This is a genomic window from Parasphingorhabdus sp. W113 (genome assembly GCF_055693205.1).
In genome coordinates this window covers 3,350,714-3,368,113 of record NZ_CM146328.1, presented here as the reverse complement: position 1 = coordinate 3,368,113, position 17,400 = coordinate 3,350,714, and the positions used below count along the sequence as shown (strand labels likewise).

At 59.8% G+C, this 17,400-nt stretch carries 17 protein-coding genes, 1 pseudogene and 1 riboswitch; of the genes and pseudogenes, 9 read left to right on the top strand and 9 right to left on the bottom strand.

Annotation, left to right across the window (positions count from 1 at the left end; all coding sequences use genetic code 11):
* Window positions 1-8 precede the first annotated feature (8 nt).
* Window positions 9-1,385, top strand: coding sequence for an L-serine ammonia-lyase (locus ACZ1GS_RS16315; RefSeq protein WP_472696222.1), 1,377 nt, complete (start codon window positions 9-11; stop codon window positions 1,383-1,385).
* Between the two features lie 144 nt (window positions 1,386-1,529).
* On the top strand, window positions 1,530-2,534 hold the full coding sequence (locus tag ACZ1GS_RS16310) for an NADP-dependent oxidoreductase (protein ID WP_472696221.1): 1,005 nt from the start codon (window positions 1,530-1,532) through the stop codon (window positions 2,532-2,534).
* Between the two features lie 3 nt (window positions 2,535-2,537).
* On the opposite strand, the gene ACZ1GS_RS16305 is transcribed toward ACZ1GS_RS16310, so the two are convergent.
* From ACZ1GS_RS16305 to ACZ1GS_RS16290, 4 genes are all read right to left on the bottom strand, one after another.
* On the bottom strand, window positions 2,538-2,975 hold the full coding sequence (locus ACZ1GS_RS16305) for a nuclear transport factor 2 family protein (protein WP_472696220.1): 438 nt from the start codon (window positions 2,973-2,975) through the stop codon (window positions 2,538-2,540).
* Between the two features lie 52 nt (window positions 2,976-3,027).
* The gene (locus tag ACZ1GS_RS16300) at window positions 3,028-4,170 is read right to left on the bottom strand and encodes an MFS transporter (RefSeq protein ID WP_472696219.1); all 1,143 of its coding nucleotides are present in this window, start codon (window positions 4,168-4,170) and stop codon (window positions 3,028-3,030) included.
* Between the two features lie 172 nt (window positions 4,171-4,342).
* Entirely contained in the window at window positions 4,343-5,044 is a 702-nt protein-coding gene (locus ACZ1GS_RS16295) for a DJ-1/PfpI family protein (RefSeq protein WP_472696218.1), read from the bottom strand.
* A 20-nt stretch (window positions 5,045-5,064) separates the two neighbouring features.
* Window positions 5,065-5,146: riboswitch (ZMP/ZTP riboswitch) on the bottom strand.
* A gap of 40 nt (window positions 5,147-5,186) precedes the next feature.
* Window positions 5,187-5,996, bottom strand: a complete 810-nt coding sequence (locus ACZ1GS_RS16290) for a thioesterase family protein (RefSeq protein ID WP_472696217.1) — start codon at window positions 5,994-5,996, stop codon at window positions 5,187-5,189.
* Between the two features lie 123 nt (window positions 5,997-6,119).
* On the opposite strand from ACZ1GS_RS16290, the gene ACZ1GS_RS16285 reads away from it, so the two are divergent.
* Both ACZ1GS_RS16285 and ACZ1GS_RS16280 read left to right on the top strand, forming a co-directional pair.
* Window positions 6,120-6,419: an integration host factor subunit alpha gene (locus ACZ1GS_RS16285; protein WP_472696216.1), complete on the top strand. Its 300-nt coding sequence runs from the start codon at window positions 6,120-6,122 to the stop codon at window positions 6,417-6,419.
* Window positions 6,420-6,433: 14 nt separating this feature from the next.
* Window positions 6,434-6,832 (top strand): MerR family transcriptional regulator, encoded by a 399-nt coding sequence (locus ACZ1GS_RS16280; RefSeq protein ID WP_472696215.1) that lies wholly within the window; start codon window positions 6,434-6,436, stop codon window positions 6,830-6,832.
* Window positions 6,833-6,859: 27 nt separating this feature from the next.
* On the opposite strand, the gene ACZ1GS_RS16275 is transcribed toward ACZ1GS_RS16280, so the two are convergent.
* The 3 genes and pseudogenes from ACZ1GS_RS16275 to ACZ1GS_RS16265 all read right to left on the bottom strand — a co-directional run bounded on the left by ACZ1GS_RS16275 (window position 6,860) and on the right by ACZ1GS_RS16265 (window position 10,779).
* On the bottom strand, window positions 6,860-7,402 hold the full coding sequence (locus tag ACZ1GS_RS16275) for a SixA phosphatase family protein (protein WP_472696214.1): 543 nt from the start codon (window positions 7,400-7,402) through the stop codon (window positions 6,860-6,862).
* Window positions 7,399-10,159, bottom strand: a pseudogene (locus tag ACZ1GS_RS16270) (ATP-dependent DNA helicase). Before ACZ1GS_RS16270 ends, ACZ1GS_RS16275 begins: the two are co-directional and overlap by 4 nt.
* A 38-nt stretch (window positions 10,160-10,197) precedes the next feature.
* Window positions 10,198-10,779, bottom strand: a complete 582-nt coding sequence (locus tag ACZ1GS_RS16265; protein ID WP_472696213.1) for an NnrU family protein — start codon at window positions 10,777-10,779, stop codon at window positions 10,198-10,200.
* A gap of 112 nt (window positions 10,780-10,891) precedes the next feature.
* Here ACZ1GS_RS16265 and ACZ1GS_RS16260 point away from each other — a divergent pair, with 112 nt between their 5' ends.
* The 3 genes from ACZ1GS_RS16260 to ACZ1GS_RS16250 are packed head-to-tail and all read left to right on the top strand — an operon-like array spanning window position 10,892 to window position 13,439.
* Entirely contained in the window at window positions 10,892-12,475 is a 1,584-nt protein-coding gene (locus ACZ1GS_RS16260) for a lysine--tRNA ligase (protein ID WP_472696212.1), read from the top strand.
* On the top strand, window positions 12,472-12,960 hold the full coding sequence (locus tag ACZ1GS_RS16255) for a DUF3291 domain-containing protein (protein WP_472696211.1): 489 nt from the start codon (window positions 12,472-12,474) through the stop codon (window positions 12,958-12,960). The genes ACZ1GS_RS16260 and ACZ1GS_RS16255 overlap by 4 nt, the downstream gene beginning before the upstream one ends.
* Entirely contained in the window at window positions 12,960-13,439 is a 480-nt protein-coding gene (locus ACZ1GS_RS16250; protein ID WP_472696210.1) for an asparaginase domain-containing protein, read from the top strand. Before ACZ1GS_RS16255 ends, ACZ1GS_RS16250 begins: the two co-directional genes overlap by 1 nt.
* On the opposite strand, the gene ACZ1GS_RS16245 is transcribed toward ACZ1GS_RS16250, so the two are convergent.
* Window positions 13,426-14,394 (bottom strand): YeeE/YedE thiosulfate transporter family protein, encoded by a 969-nt coding sequence (locus tag ACZ1GS_RS16245; RefSeq protein ID WP_472696209.1) that lies wholly within the window; start codon window positions 14,392-14,394, stop codon window positions 13,426-13,428. The genes ACZ1GS_RS16250 and ACZ1GS_RS16245 overlap by 14 nt on opposite strands.
* A 79-nt stretch (window positions 14,395-14,473) precedes the next feature.
* Here ACZ1GS_RS16245 and ACZ1GS_RS16240 point away from each other — a divergent pair, with 79 nt between their 5' ends.
* Window positions 14,474-15,151, top strand: coding sequence for a cupin domain-containing protein (locus ACZ1GS_RS16240; protein ID WP_472696208.1), 678 nt, complete (start codon window positions 14,474-14,476; stop codon window positions 15,149-15,151).
* Window positions 15,152-15,170: 19 nt separating this feature from the next.
* On the opposite strand, the gene ACZ1GS_RS16235 is transcribed toward ACZ1GS_RS16240, so the two are convergent.
* Window positions 15,171-16,220, bottom strand: a complete 1,050-nt coding sequence (locus tag ACZ1GS_RS16235; RefSeq protein ID WP_472696207.1) for a fatty acid desaturase family protein — start codon at window positions 16,218-16,220, stop codon at window positions 15,171-15,173.
* A 229-nt stretch (window positions 16,221-16,449) separates the two neighbouring features.
* Between ACZ1GS_RS16235 and ACZ1GS_RS16230 the strand changes: the two genes are divergently transcribed.
* The gene (locus ACZ1GS_RS16230; protein WP_472696206.1) at window positions 16,450-17,400 is read left to right on the top strand and encodes a D-alanine--D-alanine ligase family protein; all 951 of its coding nucleotides are present in this window, start codon (window positions 16,450-16,452) and stop codon (window positions 17,398-17,400) included.

The following is a 17,400-nucleotide window of genomic DNA, read 5'->3' as shown; positions in this document are numbered from 1 at the left end:
GCACAGCCATGGTTGCCAGCACATTTGAACTGTTCAAAATCGGCGTCGGTCCGTCGAGTTCGCACACGATGGGGCCGATGCTGGCGGCGGCTTTGTTTGTCGAGCGGGTTGCCGCGGCAGGCAAGCTCGAGACCGTGACCCGGGTTGAGGCCAAGCTGTTCGGGTCGCTTGCGCTGACCGGCAAGGGGCACGCGACGGATCGCGCGATTCTGCTCGGACTGTCCGGACAGCGTCCGGACAAGAGCGAGCCCGATGATGCGGATAGGTTGGTCAACCAAATCCGCGAAACCGGGCAAATGCTGCTCAATGGGGTGCATGCCATAGCCTTTGATGAAGATGCGGACATGGTCTTCGACCAGAAGAAGCGGCTCGACTTTCACAGCAATGCCATGCGGTTCAACGCGTTTGCGGGTGATGAACTGGTCGATACGCGAGTCTATTATTCGGTCGGTGGCGGCGCGATCCTGGACGAAGACCAAATTGGTGCAAACAATCCGGAATCGGGTCTGTGGGACGTGCCCTATAAATTCTGCTCGGGGGCGGATCTGTTGCGGATCGCGGCGGAAGAAAATCTTTCAATTGCCGATATCATGCGCGCCAATGAACAAACCGGTTCCTCGGATAGTGAGATCAGTGCGCGGATCCAGATGATCGCTGATGCCATGTCGCAATGCGTCGATCGCGGCATTCGCTCCGGTGGTATCTTGCCGGGTGGCCTGAAGGTCAAACGCCGCGCCCCGCTGATTCACGCCCGGTTGATGGAACGCCAGGAACGTGCTTTGTCCGATCCGCTGACGGTGCTCGACTGGGTCAATCTCTGGGCGCTGGCGGTGAACGAGGAAAATGCCGCGGGCGGCAAGGTCGTCACCGCGCCGACCAATGGCGCGGCCGGAATCGTGCCGTCGGTGCTGCGCTTTTACGAGCGGTTTTCTCCCAAGGCGGATCAGGCCGGTATCGAAACCTTCATTCTCACCGCCGCGGCGATCGGATCCCTGTTCAAGGAAAACGCATCCATTTCGGGTGCCGAAGTTGGTTGTCAGGGCGAAGTCGGTGTTGCCTGTTCCATGGCTGCGGCGGGTTTGACGGCCACCTGGGGCGGGACGCCCAGTCAGGTTGAAAACGCGGCCGAAATCGGCATGGAGCATAATCTCGGGCTGACCTGCGATCCGGTGGCAGGCCTGGTGCAGGTGCCCTGTATCGAGCGCAATGCGGTTGGCGCAGTCAAGGCGATCGAGGCCGCGCGGCTCGCAATTCTCGGCGACGGGACCCACCGGGTGAGCCTCGACGAAGTGATCGAAACAATGCGCAAAACCGGACTGGACATGAGCGAGCGGTACAAGGAAACGTCGCAGGGTGGGCTCGCGGTCAATCTGGTTGAATGCTGACCAGACGCGGGGATGATCATAAATGCTGGCCGGGCCGGATGGCTGGGTGTCGCCGACATGTGGCTCCGCCTCCCCGCCAATAAGAATAGTATCGGACAGAACGATCTTCTCTAAGCTGCTCGCCGAACCAAGGGGAGACAAGCCGTGACCACAAACCGTTTCTGGCAGTTGAACAAGCGCCCTGATGGCGATGATGTCGCGAGCGCGCTGTCTCTGGAAACCGAGCCGATGCCGGAGCTGGCGGACGGTCAGGTGCTCGTCAAAGCCGCTTATCTTTCGATGGATGCAGGTACCCGCATGTGGATGACCGAGCGCGAAGACAGCTACCAGCCGCCGCTGGAACTGGGCACCAAGATGGTCGGCTTGGTGCTCGGTCATGTGGCCCGGTCCCGCCATGCCGGTTTTGCCGAAGGTGATCTGGTGCGGGGCTTTGGGCAATGGGCGGAGCATGCGGTGATTGAGCCGGAACTGGCGGGGCTGGTTGCCGTCGATCCGGCGGTCAGCGATATCAAGCAGCATTTTGGCGTGCTCGGATTTAACGGCTGGACCGCGCTGTGGGGATTGCAGGAAACCGCGGGCGTTGTCGCCGGGCATAATGTGCTGGTCTCGGCTGCCGCCGGCGCAACGGGCGTGCTGGCCTGTCAGATCGCCCGGATCTTGGGGGCGAATGTTTACGGCCTGGCTGGCGGTCCGGAGAAATGCCGCTGGCTGGAAAGCGAGCTCGGCGTTACCCGCGCGATTGATTATAAACAGGACGATATTGCGGCAGAGCTGGCGAAAATCGACGGTGGAATCAATGCCTATTTCGACAATGTCGGTGGCCCTATTCTGGATGCTGTATTGCCCAATATGGCGCTCTATGGCCGTGTCGCGCTCTGTGGTTTGCTGGCGCAATATAAGGGTGACGGGCGCGGACAGGGGCCGGTGAATTTCGACCAGATCCTGATGAAACGGCTGCGGGTCGAGGGCTTTTTCTCACCAGACTTCATGGATCAAGGCGAGCGGCTGACAGTGCAGCTGCAAGACTGGCTGGATCAGGGGTTGATCGACACGCCCTTTGATGTCACCGACGGCATTGAAAATGTGCTGACCGCTTATGGCAAATTGTTCACCGGCGGCAATATCGGCAAGGTTCTCGTTCAGATCTGAACGCTATTCGGGTTTCTGCTCCGGAAAATACCATACCCGGCGGATCAGACCATCCGCAATCTGATAGACTGCGGTGGCGCTTTGCGCCTGGCGGATTCCCTTGCCGTTCAGCCAGGATGCGGTTTCGATCACGCTGACATAGTCGCCATTGACCGACCAGCCGCTCAGGCTACTGCTGATGCTGGTTGGGCTTTTGAAATAACCGGCCATCTCGCTCACCATCTTGTCCTTGCCATTGGTTGTGACTTCGGACTGGTCGCCTTTTATCGTGATCCACTGGATGTCGGGATGCATCAGCGCAGCCATGGCGTTGACATCACGGGCGTTGAACGCGGCGGTATATTGTTCGACCAGCTGCTGATGGCCGGAGGTCTGCACGGGCTTCTCAGCGATTGCCGGTACTGGCAATAGCAGAAGCAACATCATCAACAGCCTTTTCATTCCATTCTCCCCTGATCCGGTCCCTAGACAATCGGTGCAATCAATAGGTCCGTCAAGTTTTGCGCAGCCGCTGGCCCCACAGCGCGAGAATCATGATCAGACTGGCGAAGACCATCGAAATGCCGGCAATGGCATTCCATTGCCCCCAGGCATAGGCCGCGGTGCCGAGCCAGCTTGACAGTCCGCCGCCGAGGAACATGATGACGATATAGACGGTCATCAACCGGGTGCGGATTTCCGGATTGCGATTGAACAGAATCGTGCGATTGGCCACATCCATCGATGCCCCGCCAAAATTGCTGAACAAGACCGGGATCATCAGCAGCCAGATATTGTCACCGGAGGCGAACAGCAAGGCAGCACCGATCAGCTGGGCAACCGCAAACAGGCCGCGCGCCTTTTCAGCCCCGATCCGATCGCACATCCGGCCGGACCAGGGCCCGACGAAAATGTTGATCGCCGCGAGCAGGGCGAGATAGCCGACCACATCGACGCCATAGCCCATCGCCGGACTCGTCAGGTGCAGGCCGATTCCGAGCCACAGCGCCAGAAAAAAGCCAAAGGACAGGGCCTGCAACAGGCCGGCAATCAGCACGTCCGGCATGGTCTTGATGATCGGCCAGAGCGAGGCGATCAGCGCGGCATAGCTTTCCTGGCCATCCTCGTCATCCTTGAGCACCTCGTCCTTTTCCATGATCAGCGGCAGGATTATGGCCAGCGTCAGCGTCAGTCCGGCCCCCACCCAATAGGCCGAGCGCCAGCCGAAATATTCCCCGAGCAGCCCGGCGCCGGCGCGGCTGCCGAGCAGTCCGGCGGTGATCCCGGCGGTCAAGACCCCGGTGACATGCCCAACACGGTCCGGCTGGACCCGCTTGGTGACATAGGCTGGCAGCAGATAGGGCGTGATGGTCATGAATCCGAGCACCGAGGAGGCGAGCACGAAAAGCCGAAAGTCACGCGCGGCGGCCATGGCGATCAGGGCGAGCAGTTGGCCGGTGACAAACAGGATGACCAGCTTGCGGTTGTTGATCCGGTCGCCAAGCGGCAACAGCAGCAATATGCCCAGTGCGAGAGCGATCTGGTTGAAGGCGGGTACCAGCCCGAGAATGGCGCCGCGGACGCCAAACTCGTCGCCAACCGGGGCGATCAGCGGATGGATATAATAGCCATTGGCCACCGCTGCCGCACAGGCCATGGCAAACAGGAACAGCTTGGTATCGCTGATCCGGCGCGGCGCGGTTTTCGGGCGAGAGGAAAGACGATCGGTCAGAAGGAGGGCTTTCGGGTCAGGGCAAGTGGCGGGTCAGGGCAAGTGGCGGGTCAGGGCAAGTGGAAGATGGACAGGATGATCGTCATGCCCAATCGGGCTAGGGGTGGCCGCTGGTGTTTTCGCTAGCATCGATGGTGCGGATCATCTGGTCGAGGACAACATTATAGGTGCGCTCTCGCAACATTTGCACGAGTTTGGGGTCTGCAACTTTCGGGCTGCCGCTGCTGAACGGGGGATGCGGATCATATTCGAGGCCCAGTTGCACTGCTTCGGCAAAATTCTGACCGGCAATTTCGGCGATAACGGTCAGCGCAAAATCGATGCCGGAGGTGACGCCACCGGCGGTAATGACAGCGCCATCCTGGACGACCCGTTGATCGACATGGGTTGCGCCAAACCGCTCCAGCAGACTGGTATAGGCCCAGTGGCTGGTTGCCTTTTTGCCTTGCAGCAAGCCCGCAGCTCCAAGCGCCAGCGATCCGGTGCAGACCGATGTCACGTAGCGGGCGCCGGCGGCCTGGTCGCGAATGAACTGCAATGTAGCGCTGTCCTCGATGACCGCGCGGGTGCCGAAGCCGCCCGGGACACAAAGCAAATCGGCTTGCGGACAGCCGGTAAAATCATGGGTCGGCAGGATGGCAAAGCCACTATCGGTCTGGATCGGTTTGATCTGTTTCGCAGCGGTGTGGACAGAAGCATCGGGAAGGCGCGCCAGAAATTGTGCGGGTCCGGTAAAATCCAGTTGCGTGATAGCGTCAAACACCAGAAAAACGATGGTGATCGGTTGAGATGCGGGCATCGGGCGACTCCTTCGGTTATGAGAAACGCCCAGGCGAACGGCTGATCAAACACCCGCTTCCCGATGGTATCCCATCCAAACTCGCCAGTCGCGGATGGCACGATCCTATCATTGTCTGCTGCCGAACAAAAGCTCCGCGTTGCTAGGCGTAATAGGCGACGCTCTGCATGCCGGTCGCCATGAGCTGCTGATCGCTGTTCCAGATGCTCATATACTGGCTGCTCGCGCCGTGATCGGCATGATGGGTGACCGAATCGATCAGCCACCAGCCGGCGTCAGTGGCTGGAGTGTCGGCAATGATATTGACCTGCCAGTTCATCGAGCTGACCATCGCATTCTTGTCGAGCAGACCCATGATCGAAGGCGGCAGGCTGTCGCCCATACACAGAATCTCGGCAACCGGATCGAGCCCGTCCCGATCCTTCAGACGCATCCAGCGGGTGAGGCGGTTAGTCTTGACGCTGGTATCGATCCGTTTGCCGACAAATTCCATTTTCGAGGTAAAAAATTGTGGTGGTCCGCTGTGGAGATCCGCGTCTGCGGGCAGCGGCGGGAAATCGGGTTTCGCCATATCGGCGGTTTGGATCGCGGTCTCCCGCTGCGCGGCGAAAATGAAATTGCAATGCAGCCCGAGTCCCTTGTCGCCAAACAGCTCGGATTGCACAAAGGCGGTGCTGCGGCCGCGGCGCAGCATTTTGGTTTCGGCGGTCAGGCTGCCGAACAACGGGCCGGTAAAGGCAATCTGGGCGGATCGCAGGCCGGGCAGATCGGGTTCGATATGAGAGGCGGCCTGATAGGCCAGCGCGGTCGACAGGCCGCCAAAGGCGGTCCGGCCTTGCGTCCAGCCTTCAGGCAGGCTGACCGGATTCGCCGCCCCGCCGGTGCCGCACTGGCTGAGAAGGGTGGTCAATGGGACGTTTTGGTGGCTGGAGGCCGTGGCTTGATCGGTCATCGCAACGGCTTATCCCGGTAAATAACCGAAATCTAGTGATAAGATGCGCCTGCGATTTACAATTTTGCCAAGTTGCTTTATGACATGTGCAAGATTTTCAGGCTCTTATTGGGAGTTATTACGATGAGTTACAGCAGTACCCTCACCCGCGCCGACCTGTCGGACACGATGAATCGCCAGGTGGGCCTGTCGCGTGCGGACAGCGCCGTGATGGTGGAGTCCATCCTCGATCACATGATTGCCGCGCTGGTCGATGGCGAAAATGTCAAAATTTCCGGTTTCGGCACCTTTGTCCTGCGCGACAAGGGCGAACGCACCGGCCGCAACCCCAAAACCGGTATCGAAGTGCCGATCGCACCGCGCCGGGTTCTTACGTTCCGGGCCAGCCAGACGATGCGTGACCGTATCATCGCAGCTGGGTAACTGACAGGTCGCGTATGAGTATGACCAAAGATAGCGGTGCTTTCCGAACCATCGGAGAATTGTCCAAAGAACTGAACATCAAACCCCATATCCTGCGATATTGGGAAGAACAATTCGGCATGCTGCAACCGCTCAAGCGCGCCGGGTCGCGGCGTCACTATCGGCCGGAAGATGTCGAGATGGTGAAAACCATCAACCGGCTGCTCAATGATGAAGGCTATACGATCAAGGGCGCCCGGAAATTTCTGACGAGCCGGAAAAACAAACCGTCATCCGCCATCGAACCGCCCCAAAGTCCATCGACCGCGTCGGCTATTCCGATGGCCGCACAAAATAGTGCGGAGAGCGCGTTGATCGTTGCCGAGCTAAAAACTATCAGGGACCGCTTGTCCAACGCGCTGCAACAAAGCTAGGCGGTTGCAGAGCCGGTGTCCCGCTAATCAGTTGTAATCAGGGCCCAGCTCGGGATCGAGGTCACGCGGGCGCGTGAACCGGTCGAAGGTGGCGCAACCATCCCGCAGGTCGGACCAGCTATCGATAGCGAGCGTCAGCTCGGCCAGCGCGGCGGTCGGATATTTTGCTTCCACCGCCTTGCGATTCTCAGAGGATCCGTCGTCCGGCACCAGGTCGAAGATCAGATCCTCCAGTCCGGGATTGTGGCCGACCATCATAACATGCTCGGCATCGGCCCGCGCGCCCCGCAAGACGTCCATCAGGGTCACCGACGACGCGAGATAGATTTTGCGGTCCCAGTCCGGTTCGAACGACAATCCACTGGCGGGTTCCACCTGGTCCAGTGTTTCGACAACGCGCACCGCTGGCGAGGCGAGGACCTGGTCAACCGCCAGGCCATGGCGCTTGATGAAGGTTCCGATAACCGTGGCGGCGCGTTTGCCCTTGCCGTTTAACGGGCGATCAAAGTCACGCGCTACCGGATCGTCCCAGCTTGATTTGGCATGCCGCAAGAGGGTGAGTTTTTTCATAATTCGCCTGTTTCGCCCGTGTGATCTGCGTCATGCCCGAAAGATATGTCAGGGGAAAGTCCGGATTGCAGCCTTTCGCTCTGGGCGGCCTTTATTTCGGTAAGCGCCTGGGCCAGCGGCATCCGTTCAACCGGGGTTCCTTCCGGAAAGGCGGACAGCAGCCGCGACGGGAAAGCGGAGGACAATATGACGAAATGCCCATGATCATCTGCGCGGCGGATTATCCGGCCAAAGGCCTGGGCGAGTCGCGCACGGATGATCCGGTCATCATAGGCGCTGCCGCCGCCGGCCATCCGCCGGGCCTTGTGCAGGATATCGGGCCGTGGCCATGGCACCGATTCCATCACCACCAGCCGCAAGCTGTCGCCGGGCACATCAACGCCGTCGCGCAATGCATCGGTGCCGAGCAGGCTGGCGCGCGGATCATCCCGAAAAATATCGACCAGTGTGCCGGTGTCGATCGGGTCGACATGCTGGGCATAAATCGGCAACCCGCCTTGCGCCATGCGATCGGCGATCCGGGCATAGACGGTGCGCAGTCGGCGAATGGCGGTGAACAGGCCCAGGGTTCCGCCGCCCGCCGCTTCGATCAGCTGGGCATAGCCGCCAGCCAGCGCGGGCATGTCGCCGCGCTTGATGTCGGTCACGATGATCACCTTGGCCTGCCGCGCATAGTCAAACGGACTGGGCACTTCGAACAGGGTCGCGTCCTGATCCAGATGCACGGCGCCGCTGCGCGCGCGGGCGGTGTCCCAGTCTCCGCCGCCTTTCAGGGTCGCCGATGTGATCATCACGCCATGGGCCGGTTTGGTCACCACTTCGGTTACCGGAATGGTCGGATCGAGCCAGTGTCGGCAAATGCCGATATCATATTCCCGCCCTTCGAACCGGTCGATCATCAGCCAGTCGACAAAATCGGGATCGGCCGGCCCGCCGATCCGCGCGAGCAGCGCCAGCCAGCCCGACAGGGTGTCACAGCGCCATCCCAGACTGCCCAGCGCGCCCTCCATTCGGGCCCGCGCCGGCGCGTCCATCCAGTCGGGACCGTCCTCGATCAGATGCTCGATCTCGCTGGCCCAGCCGGACCAGCGGTTTGAGCAAAGCGTCAATCGCCCCAGCGGCGTTGGCAACGGCGTCGATCATTGATCCCTCGACATCGGTCAGTTCGGTTTCGAGACCATAGCCGGCATCGGCGCTCTGGCTTTCATCGCGAGCGAAGACCATCGCACGGACTTCGGCGAGCAAGGCTTCCAGGGGCCCGAAGGCTTCATTCTCGGACAGCCTTTGCAACCAGCCGTCGCCGGGCAGGGCCTCGGCCGCATGGCGCGCGCTTTCGATCGCGCGGCCGCCCTCCTCGTCATAGGAAGCGAGATCCGCCAGGCGCGCGGCGAGGCCTCTCCGGCGGCCGCGGTTCTTGCTCTCGGGACCAATCACCCAGCGCCGGATTTCAATCGCTTCCTGTCCCGACAGGCGGGCGGCAAACATCGAGTCGGCTGCGTCAAACAGATGATGGCCTTCGTCGAAGATCAGCCGGGTCGGCCGGTTCTGCTGTTCACGCCCGCGCGCGGCATTGACCATGACCAGGGCATGATTGGCGATGACAATATCGGCCTGCTCGCTGGCGCGCGCGGATTTCTCGATGAAGCATTTGCGATAATGTGGACAGCCGGCATAGACGCATTCGCCGCGCTGATCAGTGAGCGCCGTGGTGCCATTGCGGCGAAACAGCGTGGTCAGCCAGCCGGGCAGATCGCCGCCAATCATGTCGCCGTCCTTGCTATAGGCGGCCCAGCGCGCGACGAGATGCGCGAGTATCGCGGCGCGTCCGGCAAACCCGCCCTGCAAGGCGTCTTCGAGGTTCAGCAGGCAGAGATAATTTTCCCGGCCTTTCCGGATCACCACTTTTTCCCGAAAGCGGGTTTCGTCAGGATAGATCCGGCGGGTTTCCTGATCGAGCTGCCGTTGGAGATTCTTGGTAAAAGTCGAGATCCAGACCGCTCCCTCGGCTTTGCTGCTCCATAACGAGGCGGGCGCGAGATAGCCCAGGGTTTTGCCAATGCCGGTTCCGGCTTCGGCGAGCAGCATATTGGGTGCGCCTTTGACTTTGCGGGGGCCGAATATGCCGGCAACCGCAGCGGCATAGCGTTTCTGGCCGTCCCGTTTCTCGGCGCCCTTGCCGGTGAGCTGGTCAAGCTGTTCGCTGGTTTCTTCCGGCGTCAGTCCAATCGGTCGGGGCGATGGACGGGGTGGTGCCTCCTCCCACTCCGTGAGTTTTGAAAACAGCCAGCGTTCGGTCTGTTGCGGCTTTTCTAGGCGCTGGGACAGTTCCGCTGCCCATGGCCAGCGCAGACGATAGAGCGCCTGGGCGCTGCTCCAGGCGCCTTCTCTTTCCAGCCAGTCCGCCGCACCGAGGCGATCGAGCAACAGGCTGGCCGCTTGCTGATAGAGGGCGGGGATATCCGCTTCCTGTTCGGGTACGTCCAGATTCAGAGCCTTGGCCAATCCGGTCGGGGTCGGCACGACAAAGCGCGCCGGATGGATGAACGCGAACAGTTCCAGCAGATCGAGACCGGACAGATCGGGATAGCCGAGCCGTTGTCCCATCAGCGGCGCATTGAGCATGATATGCGGCGTTTCCGCGACGCGTCCGATCGCCTCCCCTTTGCCAATCGCACGCGGTTGGTCATCATTGTCGCAAATCCAGATCCCGCTATGACTGGCGTGCAGCGCCGGATAGGGAAGCGCGCGATCGGTCAAGATTTCACCGGCATCGGTTTACCCTCATCGCCTGCCTCTCATCCTGGGGCGTTGGGCCCGGCGAGCGCCACACCGGCATAAAAGCGGTGCATGCCGAACAGCACGATGTAGAGCACGAGCACGATCACGACGCTCAGAATCTCGCGGCCGACCGTTGCCGTCTCTGTCGGCTTCACCCAGGCGCCTTCATTGCGGGAGACCGTGAATATCGAGATCAGCGCCCACAGACCGATGCCACCGAACAGGATTAGCGAGCGGGTATCACCATTGGCCAGCAAGTGCCCTGCCGCCCAGATCACCACGCCGGTCAGCATCGGATGGCGGATGATCTGCTTGATCCGCGATTTGCCCTGGGCGGCCCCGATCAGATAGATGGCGAACAACATGGTCAACATGTTGAGATGCCGGCCCCAGCTGGGCGGGTCATAGACAAATTCCGATATCGCGGTGCGCCAACCATAAATCATCAGCGCGAGACCGGCGATGATCAGCACGGCCACCAGGCCTTGATGCGGCCCTTCGCCAAGCCGGTTCTGCAAGCCGCGGCGGACGCCCGGGGCGACGGATTTGGTGAGGTGAACGATGCTCCAGAGCAACACCCCTGCGATCAAGGCACCCATTTGAAATCTCCTGCTTTTGTGCTGTTCTAACTTGCTATAGACGGTAATGCCACTATTGGCGCAGAACCAAGCAAAATAAACCACGCAAATCAAATAACAGGACTATTCCATCGTGACCGACTATCGTGAAGCCGCACAGCAATCCAAAGCATGGCCATTTGAAGAGGCCCGCAAATTGCTCAAACGCTATCGCGGTGAACGCGGGGCGCCTGCTCCCAAACCTGGTGGTGAGCCGATGCTGTTCGAGACCGGCTATGGTCCGTCGGGCCTGCCGCATATCGGCACGTTTAATGAGGTTCTCCGAACGACCATGGTGCGCCGCGCCTATGAGACGCTGACCGGCAACGCGACTCGCCTGATTGCCTTTTCCGATGATATGGACGGCTTTCGCAAGGTCCCGACCAATGTGCCCAACCAGGACATGCTGGCCGACCATCTCCACAAGCCGTTGACTCAGGTGCCCAACCCGTTCGACACGGACTATGACAGTTTCGCCGCGCATAATAATGCGATGCTGCGGGAATTTCTCGATCGTTTCGGCTTTGACTATGAGTTTATCTCGTCGACCGAACGCTATCAAAGCGGGGCGTTTGACGAGACCTTGAAACTGGTCCTCGCGCGCAACCAGCAGATTCTCGATATCATGCTGCCCACCCTGGGCAAGGAACGCCAGGCGACCTACTCGCCGATCCTGCCGATCAGCCCGAAAACCGGACATGTCCTGCAGGTACCGGTCGAGATTGTCGACGCCGATGCCGGTATCGTGCGCTTTGAAGATGACGGCGAAATGATCGAGCATAATGCCCTGACCGGCGGCGCGAAGCTGCAATGGAAAGTTGATTGGGCGATGCGCTGGGTGGCTCTGGGCGTCGACTATGAAATGTATGGCAAGGACCTGACCGACAGCGGTGTGCAGTCGGGCAAGATCGCCAAGGTGCTGGGTGCGCGCAAGCCCGAAGGCCTGATCTACGAAATGTTCCTCGATGAAAAAGGCGAAAAAATTTCGAAGTCCAAGGGCAATGGCCTCAGTCTCGACGAATGGCTGCGCTATGGCTCCGAAAACAGTCTCGCCTTCTATATTTACCGCGAACCGAAATCGGCCAAGCAATTGCATATGGGCGTGATCCCCAAGGCGGTGGACGAATATTTCCAGTTCCGCGCCAACTGGCATGACCAGGCGCCGGACAAGCAGCTCGGCAATGCCGTGCATCATGTCCATGGCGGCGATGTGCCATCCGATACGATTCCGGTGACCTTCGGATTGCTGCTCAATCTGGTGGGCGTGATGGGTGATGCCGATCGCGAACAAATCTGGGGCTATTTGCGCCAATATGCGCCCGACGCGACGCCCGAGAAATATCCCGATCTCGACGAGCTGATCGGCAATGCCATGGCCTATCACAAGGATTTCATTGCGCCGACCCTGCAGCGGCGCAAGCCGGAAGGGGTGGAAACCGCGGCGCTGGAACGGCTCGACACCGAACTGGCCGATCTGCCGGCCGAAGCCGCTGCGGAAGATATCCAGACCATCGTCTACACGATCGGCAAGGAAGGCGGCTTTGACAATCTACGCGACTGGTTCAAGGCGCTTTACGAAACCTTGCTCGGCAGCTCGCAAGGCCCGCGCATGGGCAGCTTCATTGCGCTCTACGGCATCGAGAATACCCGCAAGCTGATCGGCGAAGCGCTGTCATGAGCAGCTATCATCTCGCGCAAATCAACGTCGGTCGTTTCATCCATCATCGCGATGATCCGGCCAATGCCGATTTCATGAACGCGCTGGACGATGTCAACGCCATTGCCGAGCAATCACCGGGCTTTGTCTGGCGGCTGGTCGGCGACGGCAATGACGCCACCGATATCGTGCCGGATGCGAGCGACCCGCAGCTGCTGGTCAACATGTCGGTCTGGAGCGATGTCGAGGCGCTGGGCGCTTTCGTATATCGTCAGCCGGACCACCTGTCGTTCATGCGCCGTCGCAAGCAATGGTTCGAGAAAATGGATGTGTTCCAGGCGCTCTGGTGGGTTCCTGCTGGTCATGCGCCTTCGGTGGCAGAGGGTTTGGCAAAGATCGCCGAGCTTGCCGAGTACGGCCCTACAGCAGAAGCGTTTTCCTTCCGCCAGCCGTTTCCGGCACCGGACGGAAAACCGGCTGCGCCTGTCCTGGATGAATGCGCCTGATGATCGACATTTTCACCACCGGCGGCACGATCGACAAGGTCTATTTCGATGCCCTGTCCGAATATCATATTGGTCCGACCACGCTCCCCAATATTCTGGCTGAGAACAACGTCTTTGTTCCGCACCGGGTCACCCAGCTGATGCGCAAGGACAGTCTGGAATTGACCGATTCCGATCGCGCGGACATCCATGCGGCGGTCGCGGCGAGTGACGCGGACAAGATTCTCGTCACCCATGGCACCGACACCATGGTCCAGACCGCCATGATACTGGCCGATATTGCCGACAAGACGATCGTGCTGACCGGTGCGATGCAGCCGGCCACTCTGCGCAACAGCGACGCCGAGTTCAATGTCGGTTTTGCGCTGGCGGCGTGCCAGACCTTGCCCCACGGCGTCTATATTGCGATGAACGGCGAGGTATTCGATCCGGCCACCACGCAAAAGGATCGCGCGGCGCACCGGTTCATTCGGCGCTAGTCTTTTCCGGCGACTTGTCGGGCGCGATATGGTGGGTCATGATGCGCTCCGCAAAAGGCATGATTTTGAGGATGGCAGCGATGGTTGCGATCATCATCATATAAGCGACAACGCCATAGAGCGTCAGCCCGGGGATGGTCCACAGCAGCAGGACATCATTGCCACCCGGGACCGCCGCTGCCCCCAGGCCCATCAGAAAGCCACCGACCATATTGGCCGCGGCCTGTTTAAGAGTACCCAGTTGCGGGTGGAACCGGTTTTTGAGCCAGCTGCTGAAAATCGCGCCACCAAACAGCGCGCCAACCGCCAGCTCGACGGTCATGCCGACCGATAGGCCCTGTCCGGCGATTAGGCTGTTGAGCACGGCTGCATAGGACCATTCCGGCCGGGTGCCATAGATCATCGCGGCGCTGATCCCGATGGTCAATAGCGCCAGCATCGAACCATTGCGCTTGACCAGCACCAGATAGGCGCTGACCAATGCGATGGCTGCGAACAGGACCAGTGCGGCTTGCTTGTAAAGGCTGTCCTCAATCGCGACGCGCCTTTGAAAGACCACCGGATCCCACAGCGCAACCCCGTCGGTGCGGAGCACCACCATGGCGAGGCCCAGGCCGACAAAAGTGAGCAAATAACTGAACTTGCCAGTGCCGATATAGCCGACCGTGCCGATGAAACAGCCCTTGTTGATCACCGCTCCCAGGCCCATGATCGCCGCACCGGCGAATAGTGGCCAACCGATGGCAATATCGACCGGAATATGTGCGCGGCCGGAATATTGCAGCAGCAGAAACAGCACCAATCCGGCCCAGGCGGCAACGACCAGCAGGCCGAAGAGCCAATCGGTCTTGCCGTCGCCAATCCAGCGCATGGTCGCAGCGACCGTACAGGTCGCGGCGCGGACCAGTGCAAAGCCGAGGAGAAAAGCCAGAGGAATGATCAGGAAAGCCGTCATGATTCCAATACTTAGCCGATTATGCGGTATTCTCAATCAAGTGAATTGAAATAGAGACAGCAAAGCCTAGATAGAGACCATGCGTATAAACGCCGAATTTGATAAAACCGTTGTTCTCCGGCCGGAGGATATGACCTGGGTGCCTTCCCCATTGCCGGGAGTTGAGCGCAAGATGCTCGACCGGGTCGGCGGCGAGGTGGCCCGCGCAACGTCGCTGGTGCGCTATGCACCGGGGAGCTATTTCGATCCGCACGTCCATAGCGGCGGCGAGGAATTTCTGGTGATCGACGGGATATTTTCTGACGAACATGGCGACTTCCCGGCGGGCACTTATGTTCGCAATCCGATCGGCACGCAGCATAAACCGCATAGCCGGGACGGATGCACGATATTGGTCAAACTGCATCAATTTGATCCCGCCGACACCCGTCAGTTTTCGGTTGCGCTGGATGATCTGATATTTGAAGACGGCGGCGCGCCCGGTGTCGAATTTGCCTGGTTGCATCGGCATGATGGCGAACAGGTCAAGATTGTTCGCTGGGCGCCTGGTAGCGCTTATCCCGAACATGTCCATGAAGGCGGCAGCGAGACTTTCATTCTCGATGGGAGCCTGTCCGACGAATATGGCGACTATCCGACCGGCACCTGGGACCGCACGCCGCCGGGATGGACGCATAAACCCTATAGCGAAACCGGTTGTCTGGCGTGGACCAAGACCGGCCATCTGACGCCCGAGAAATTGGGCCGTTTTCTCTAGCGCGCTGGTGTTGCCGTGATCACGCTCGGGATGTCGTTGCTGGCGTCGTTACCTGTTTGAGTACATCCCAATAGCCCTTGGCAATAGTCATTTGCTCGGTCCGGCCTGCGGCTTTCAACAGGCGATGCGCCTGTGGCAAATTATAACAAGGCACGCCCATGAACAGATGATGCTCGCTGTGATAATTGACCCAATAGGGCGCAACCGTCGCGCGTTCGAACAGATTGGCATAAGTCGTCCGGGCATGGGTGAACGGATCGTCGCTGCCGGTCGTGGTGCAGGCATGTTCGGCAATATTGCGCAGCCGCAGGAACAGTTGAAAAGTGGTCGCCAGGGCAATCATCCAGATCAGAAACGGCCACGGGCCAAAGCCTGACGCATAGGACAGGCCGAGCAGGGCGAGTTGCGCCAGCCAGAACTGGGCCGTGACCTTGCCGATAAACAGCGTCTGCGCATCACTCTGGCGTCCGGGATCGATCGATTCTCCGGTGAGACCGGTTTCTGGCCGCCCCGCCTTGTCGTCATAGGCGCGTAAGACCGCACCGCGGCTCGTGACCAGAAGCCGGAGCGCCGACAGCATCGTGAGGATCTGCCCCCCGCGCTGCTTGATGAAGGTCAATCCGGTCAGATCGCGCAGGATCTTGCGGGTCATGCTGGCCTTGCTGGTTGGAAAGGGTTGCGACAGGCGCAGATCGGGGTCTTCATCCTGCTGGGTATAGCGATGGTGGACCAGATGATAGGCGCGATAGGCTTGCAGGTTGCTGCCGGTAAAAATGCCGGTGGCCCATTGCCCGAGAAAATTATTGGTCTTGCGGTCGGGATGCAAAAGACCATGCGCCGCATCGTGCATGAGGATGGACAGGCCGAGCTGCCGGCTGCCAATGATCACAATCGCGGCAATCCAGGCGACCGGATGGGCGATCCACAGTGCCGCTGCCAAGGCCAGCAGGATGACCGCCCAGCCATGGATAATCAGCCCGATACCGCGCCAGGATGACACGCGTTTCAGCGCCGCCCAGTCATCAGGCGCAAAAATATCGGTCGGACGGGCGGCTTTCACGGCAGACATGAGAAAAACATACTATCCCCGGCCATAAAAAACCAATGGTTTCCATTTTTCCGTGCCGCTATCGGTCCTGCGCGAGCGATAATTGGTCGCAAATGTCTTAATTCTGTCAACTGTGCACGGCATTCAACAGGGCATGTCGTTTCAATCCCCCAGATTCGATGCGCCGAATATTAGTCTCATCGATCCCGAAATGCGGTCCCGCATCCGGCTTTTATTTGTCGCAAAACATGTGTTTTCCGATGAAGATCTGCATGCCGAAGACGGCAATCACGCGCTTTATCATCGCGAAATCCGGGCGCTGCTTGAGCGTATCGGCATGCCTCTGACGCTCGCTGACAGTTACGAAGTGTTGTTCGATCATCCCGGCTGTGACTTTGTCTTTCCGTTGCTCAATCGCGGCGGTTTTCTGAACAGCGAGATGCTGTTGCCGCTCTTGTGCACGCGCTTGGCGATTCCCTTTCTCGGCGCCTCACCGATCCTGCGCGGCCTTTCGGATGACAAGCATCTGACCAAGCTGGAGGCCAAGGCCCGCGGCATTCCAACCGCGCCCTGGGCGATCTATCGGCGCGGCGCCCCGATTGCCGAGCGGCATTGTCCGATGGCCGACCGGATGGTGATCAAGCCCAACGCTTCGTCTGCCAGCTGGGGCGTGTGTGACGCGACCGACTGGGCCGGGGTCGTCCAGGCGGTGACCGAGATCCAGGACGAAGGGCATGATGCGCTGGTGGAACCGTTTCTTGACGGCCATGATATCGAAGTCCCGATGATCCTTTCCGGCGGCCAGCCGACGCTCTGTCCGATGTTCATGTTTGAACAGGCCGATCCTTCGCGGCTCCGCACCTATGCCGAAAAACGGGATCTGACCCAGCGCAGCGGAAAATATGAAACCATCCTGTTCAATGACCCCGAATGGCAACCGCGGATCGCCCATTTCACCCGGCAGATGGCCGCGGTTTTCCATCCGTTTGACTATGGCCGGTTCGAATTTCGGATCAATCCGGATACCGGCGAGCTGATATTCCTGGAAACCAATCTCAACTGCAATCTTTGGTCGCAGAAAATCTATGGCCGGGTCGCCGACCATTTGCACTGGTCGCATGACCAGCTGATCGAGACGATCCTGTCCGAAAGTTTGATGCGTCAGGGCGTGATCAGTCAGCAAACGATTATGGCGGCCTGA

What these genes read in the sequence shown, in the direction of transcription:
- ACZ1GS_RS16285 (WP_472696216.1), top strand. Translation starts at nt 6,120, where the DNA reads ATGAGTTACAGCAGTACCCTCACCCGCGCCGACCTGTCGGACACGATG.
- ACZ1GS_RS16240 (WP_472696208.1), top strand. Translation starts at nt 14,474, where the DNA reads ATGCGTATAAACGCCGAATTTGATAAAACCGTTGTTCTCCGGCCGGAG.
- ACZ1GS_RS16295 (WP_472696218.1), bottom strand. Translation starts at nt 5,044, where the DNA reads ATGCCCGCATCTCAACCGATCACCATCGTTTTTCTGGTGTTTGACGCT.
- ACZ1GS_RS16250 (WP_472696210.1), top strand. Translation starts at nt 12,960, where the DNA reads ATGATCGACATTTTCACCACCGGCGGCACGATCGACAAGGTCTATTTC.
- ACZ1GS_RS16315 (WP_472696222.1), top strand. Translation starts at nt 9, where the DNA reads ATGGTTGCCAGCACATTTGAACTGTTCAAAATCGGCGTCGGTCCGTCG.
- ACZ1GS_RS16300 (WP_472696219.1), bottom strand. Translation starts at nt 4,170, where the DNA reads ATGGCCTGTGCGGCAGCGGTGGCCAATGGCTATTATATCCATCCGCTG.
- ACZ1GS_RS16305 (WP_472696220.1), bottom strand. Translation starts at nt 2,975, where the DNA reads ATGAAAAGGCTGTTGATGATGTTGCTTCTGCTATTGCCAGTACCGGCA.
- ACZ1GS_RS16235 (WP_472696207.1), bottom strand. Translation starts at nt 16,220, where the DNA reads ATGTCTGCCGTGAAAGCCGCCCGTCCGACCGATATTTTTGCGCCTGAT.
- ACZ1GS_RS16255 (WP_472696211.1), top strand. Translation starts at nt 12,472, where the DNA reads ATGAGCAGCTATCATCTCGCGCAAATCAACGTCGGTCGTTTCATCCAT.
- ACZ1GS_RS16290 (WP_472696217.1), bottom strand. Translation starts at nt 5,996, where the DNA reads ATGACCGATCAAGCCACGGCCTCCAGCCACCAAAACGTCCCATTGACC.
- ACZ1GS_RS16265 (WP_472696213.1), bottom strand. Translation starts at nt 10,779, where the DNA reads ATGGGTGCCTTGATCGCAGGGGTGTTGCTCTGGAGCATCGTTCACCTC.
- ACZ1GS_RS16275 (WP_472696214.1), bottom strand. Translation starts at nt 7,402, where the DNA reads ATGAAAAAACTCACCCTCTTGCGGCATGCCAAATCAAGCTGGGACGAT.
- ACZ1GS_RS16280 (WP_472696215.1), top strand. Translation starts at nt 6,434, where the DNA reads ATGAGTATGACCAAAGATAGCGGTGCTTTCCGAACCATCGGAGAATTG.
- ACZ1GS_RS16245 (WP_472696209.1), bottom strand. Translation starts at nt 14,394, where the DNA reads ATGACGGCTTTCCTGATCATTCCTCTGGCTTTTCTCCTCGGCTTTGCA.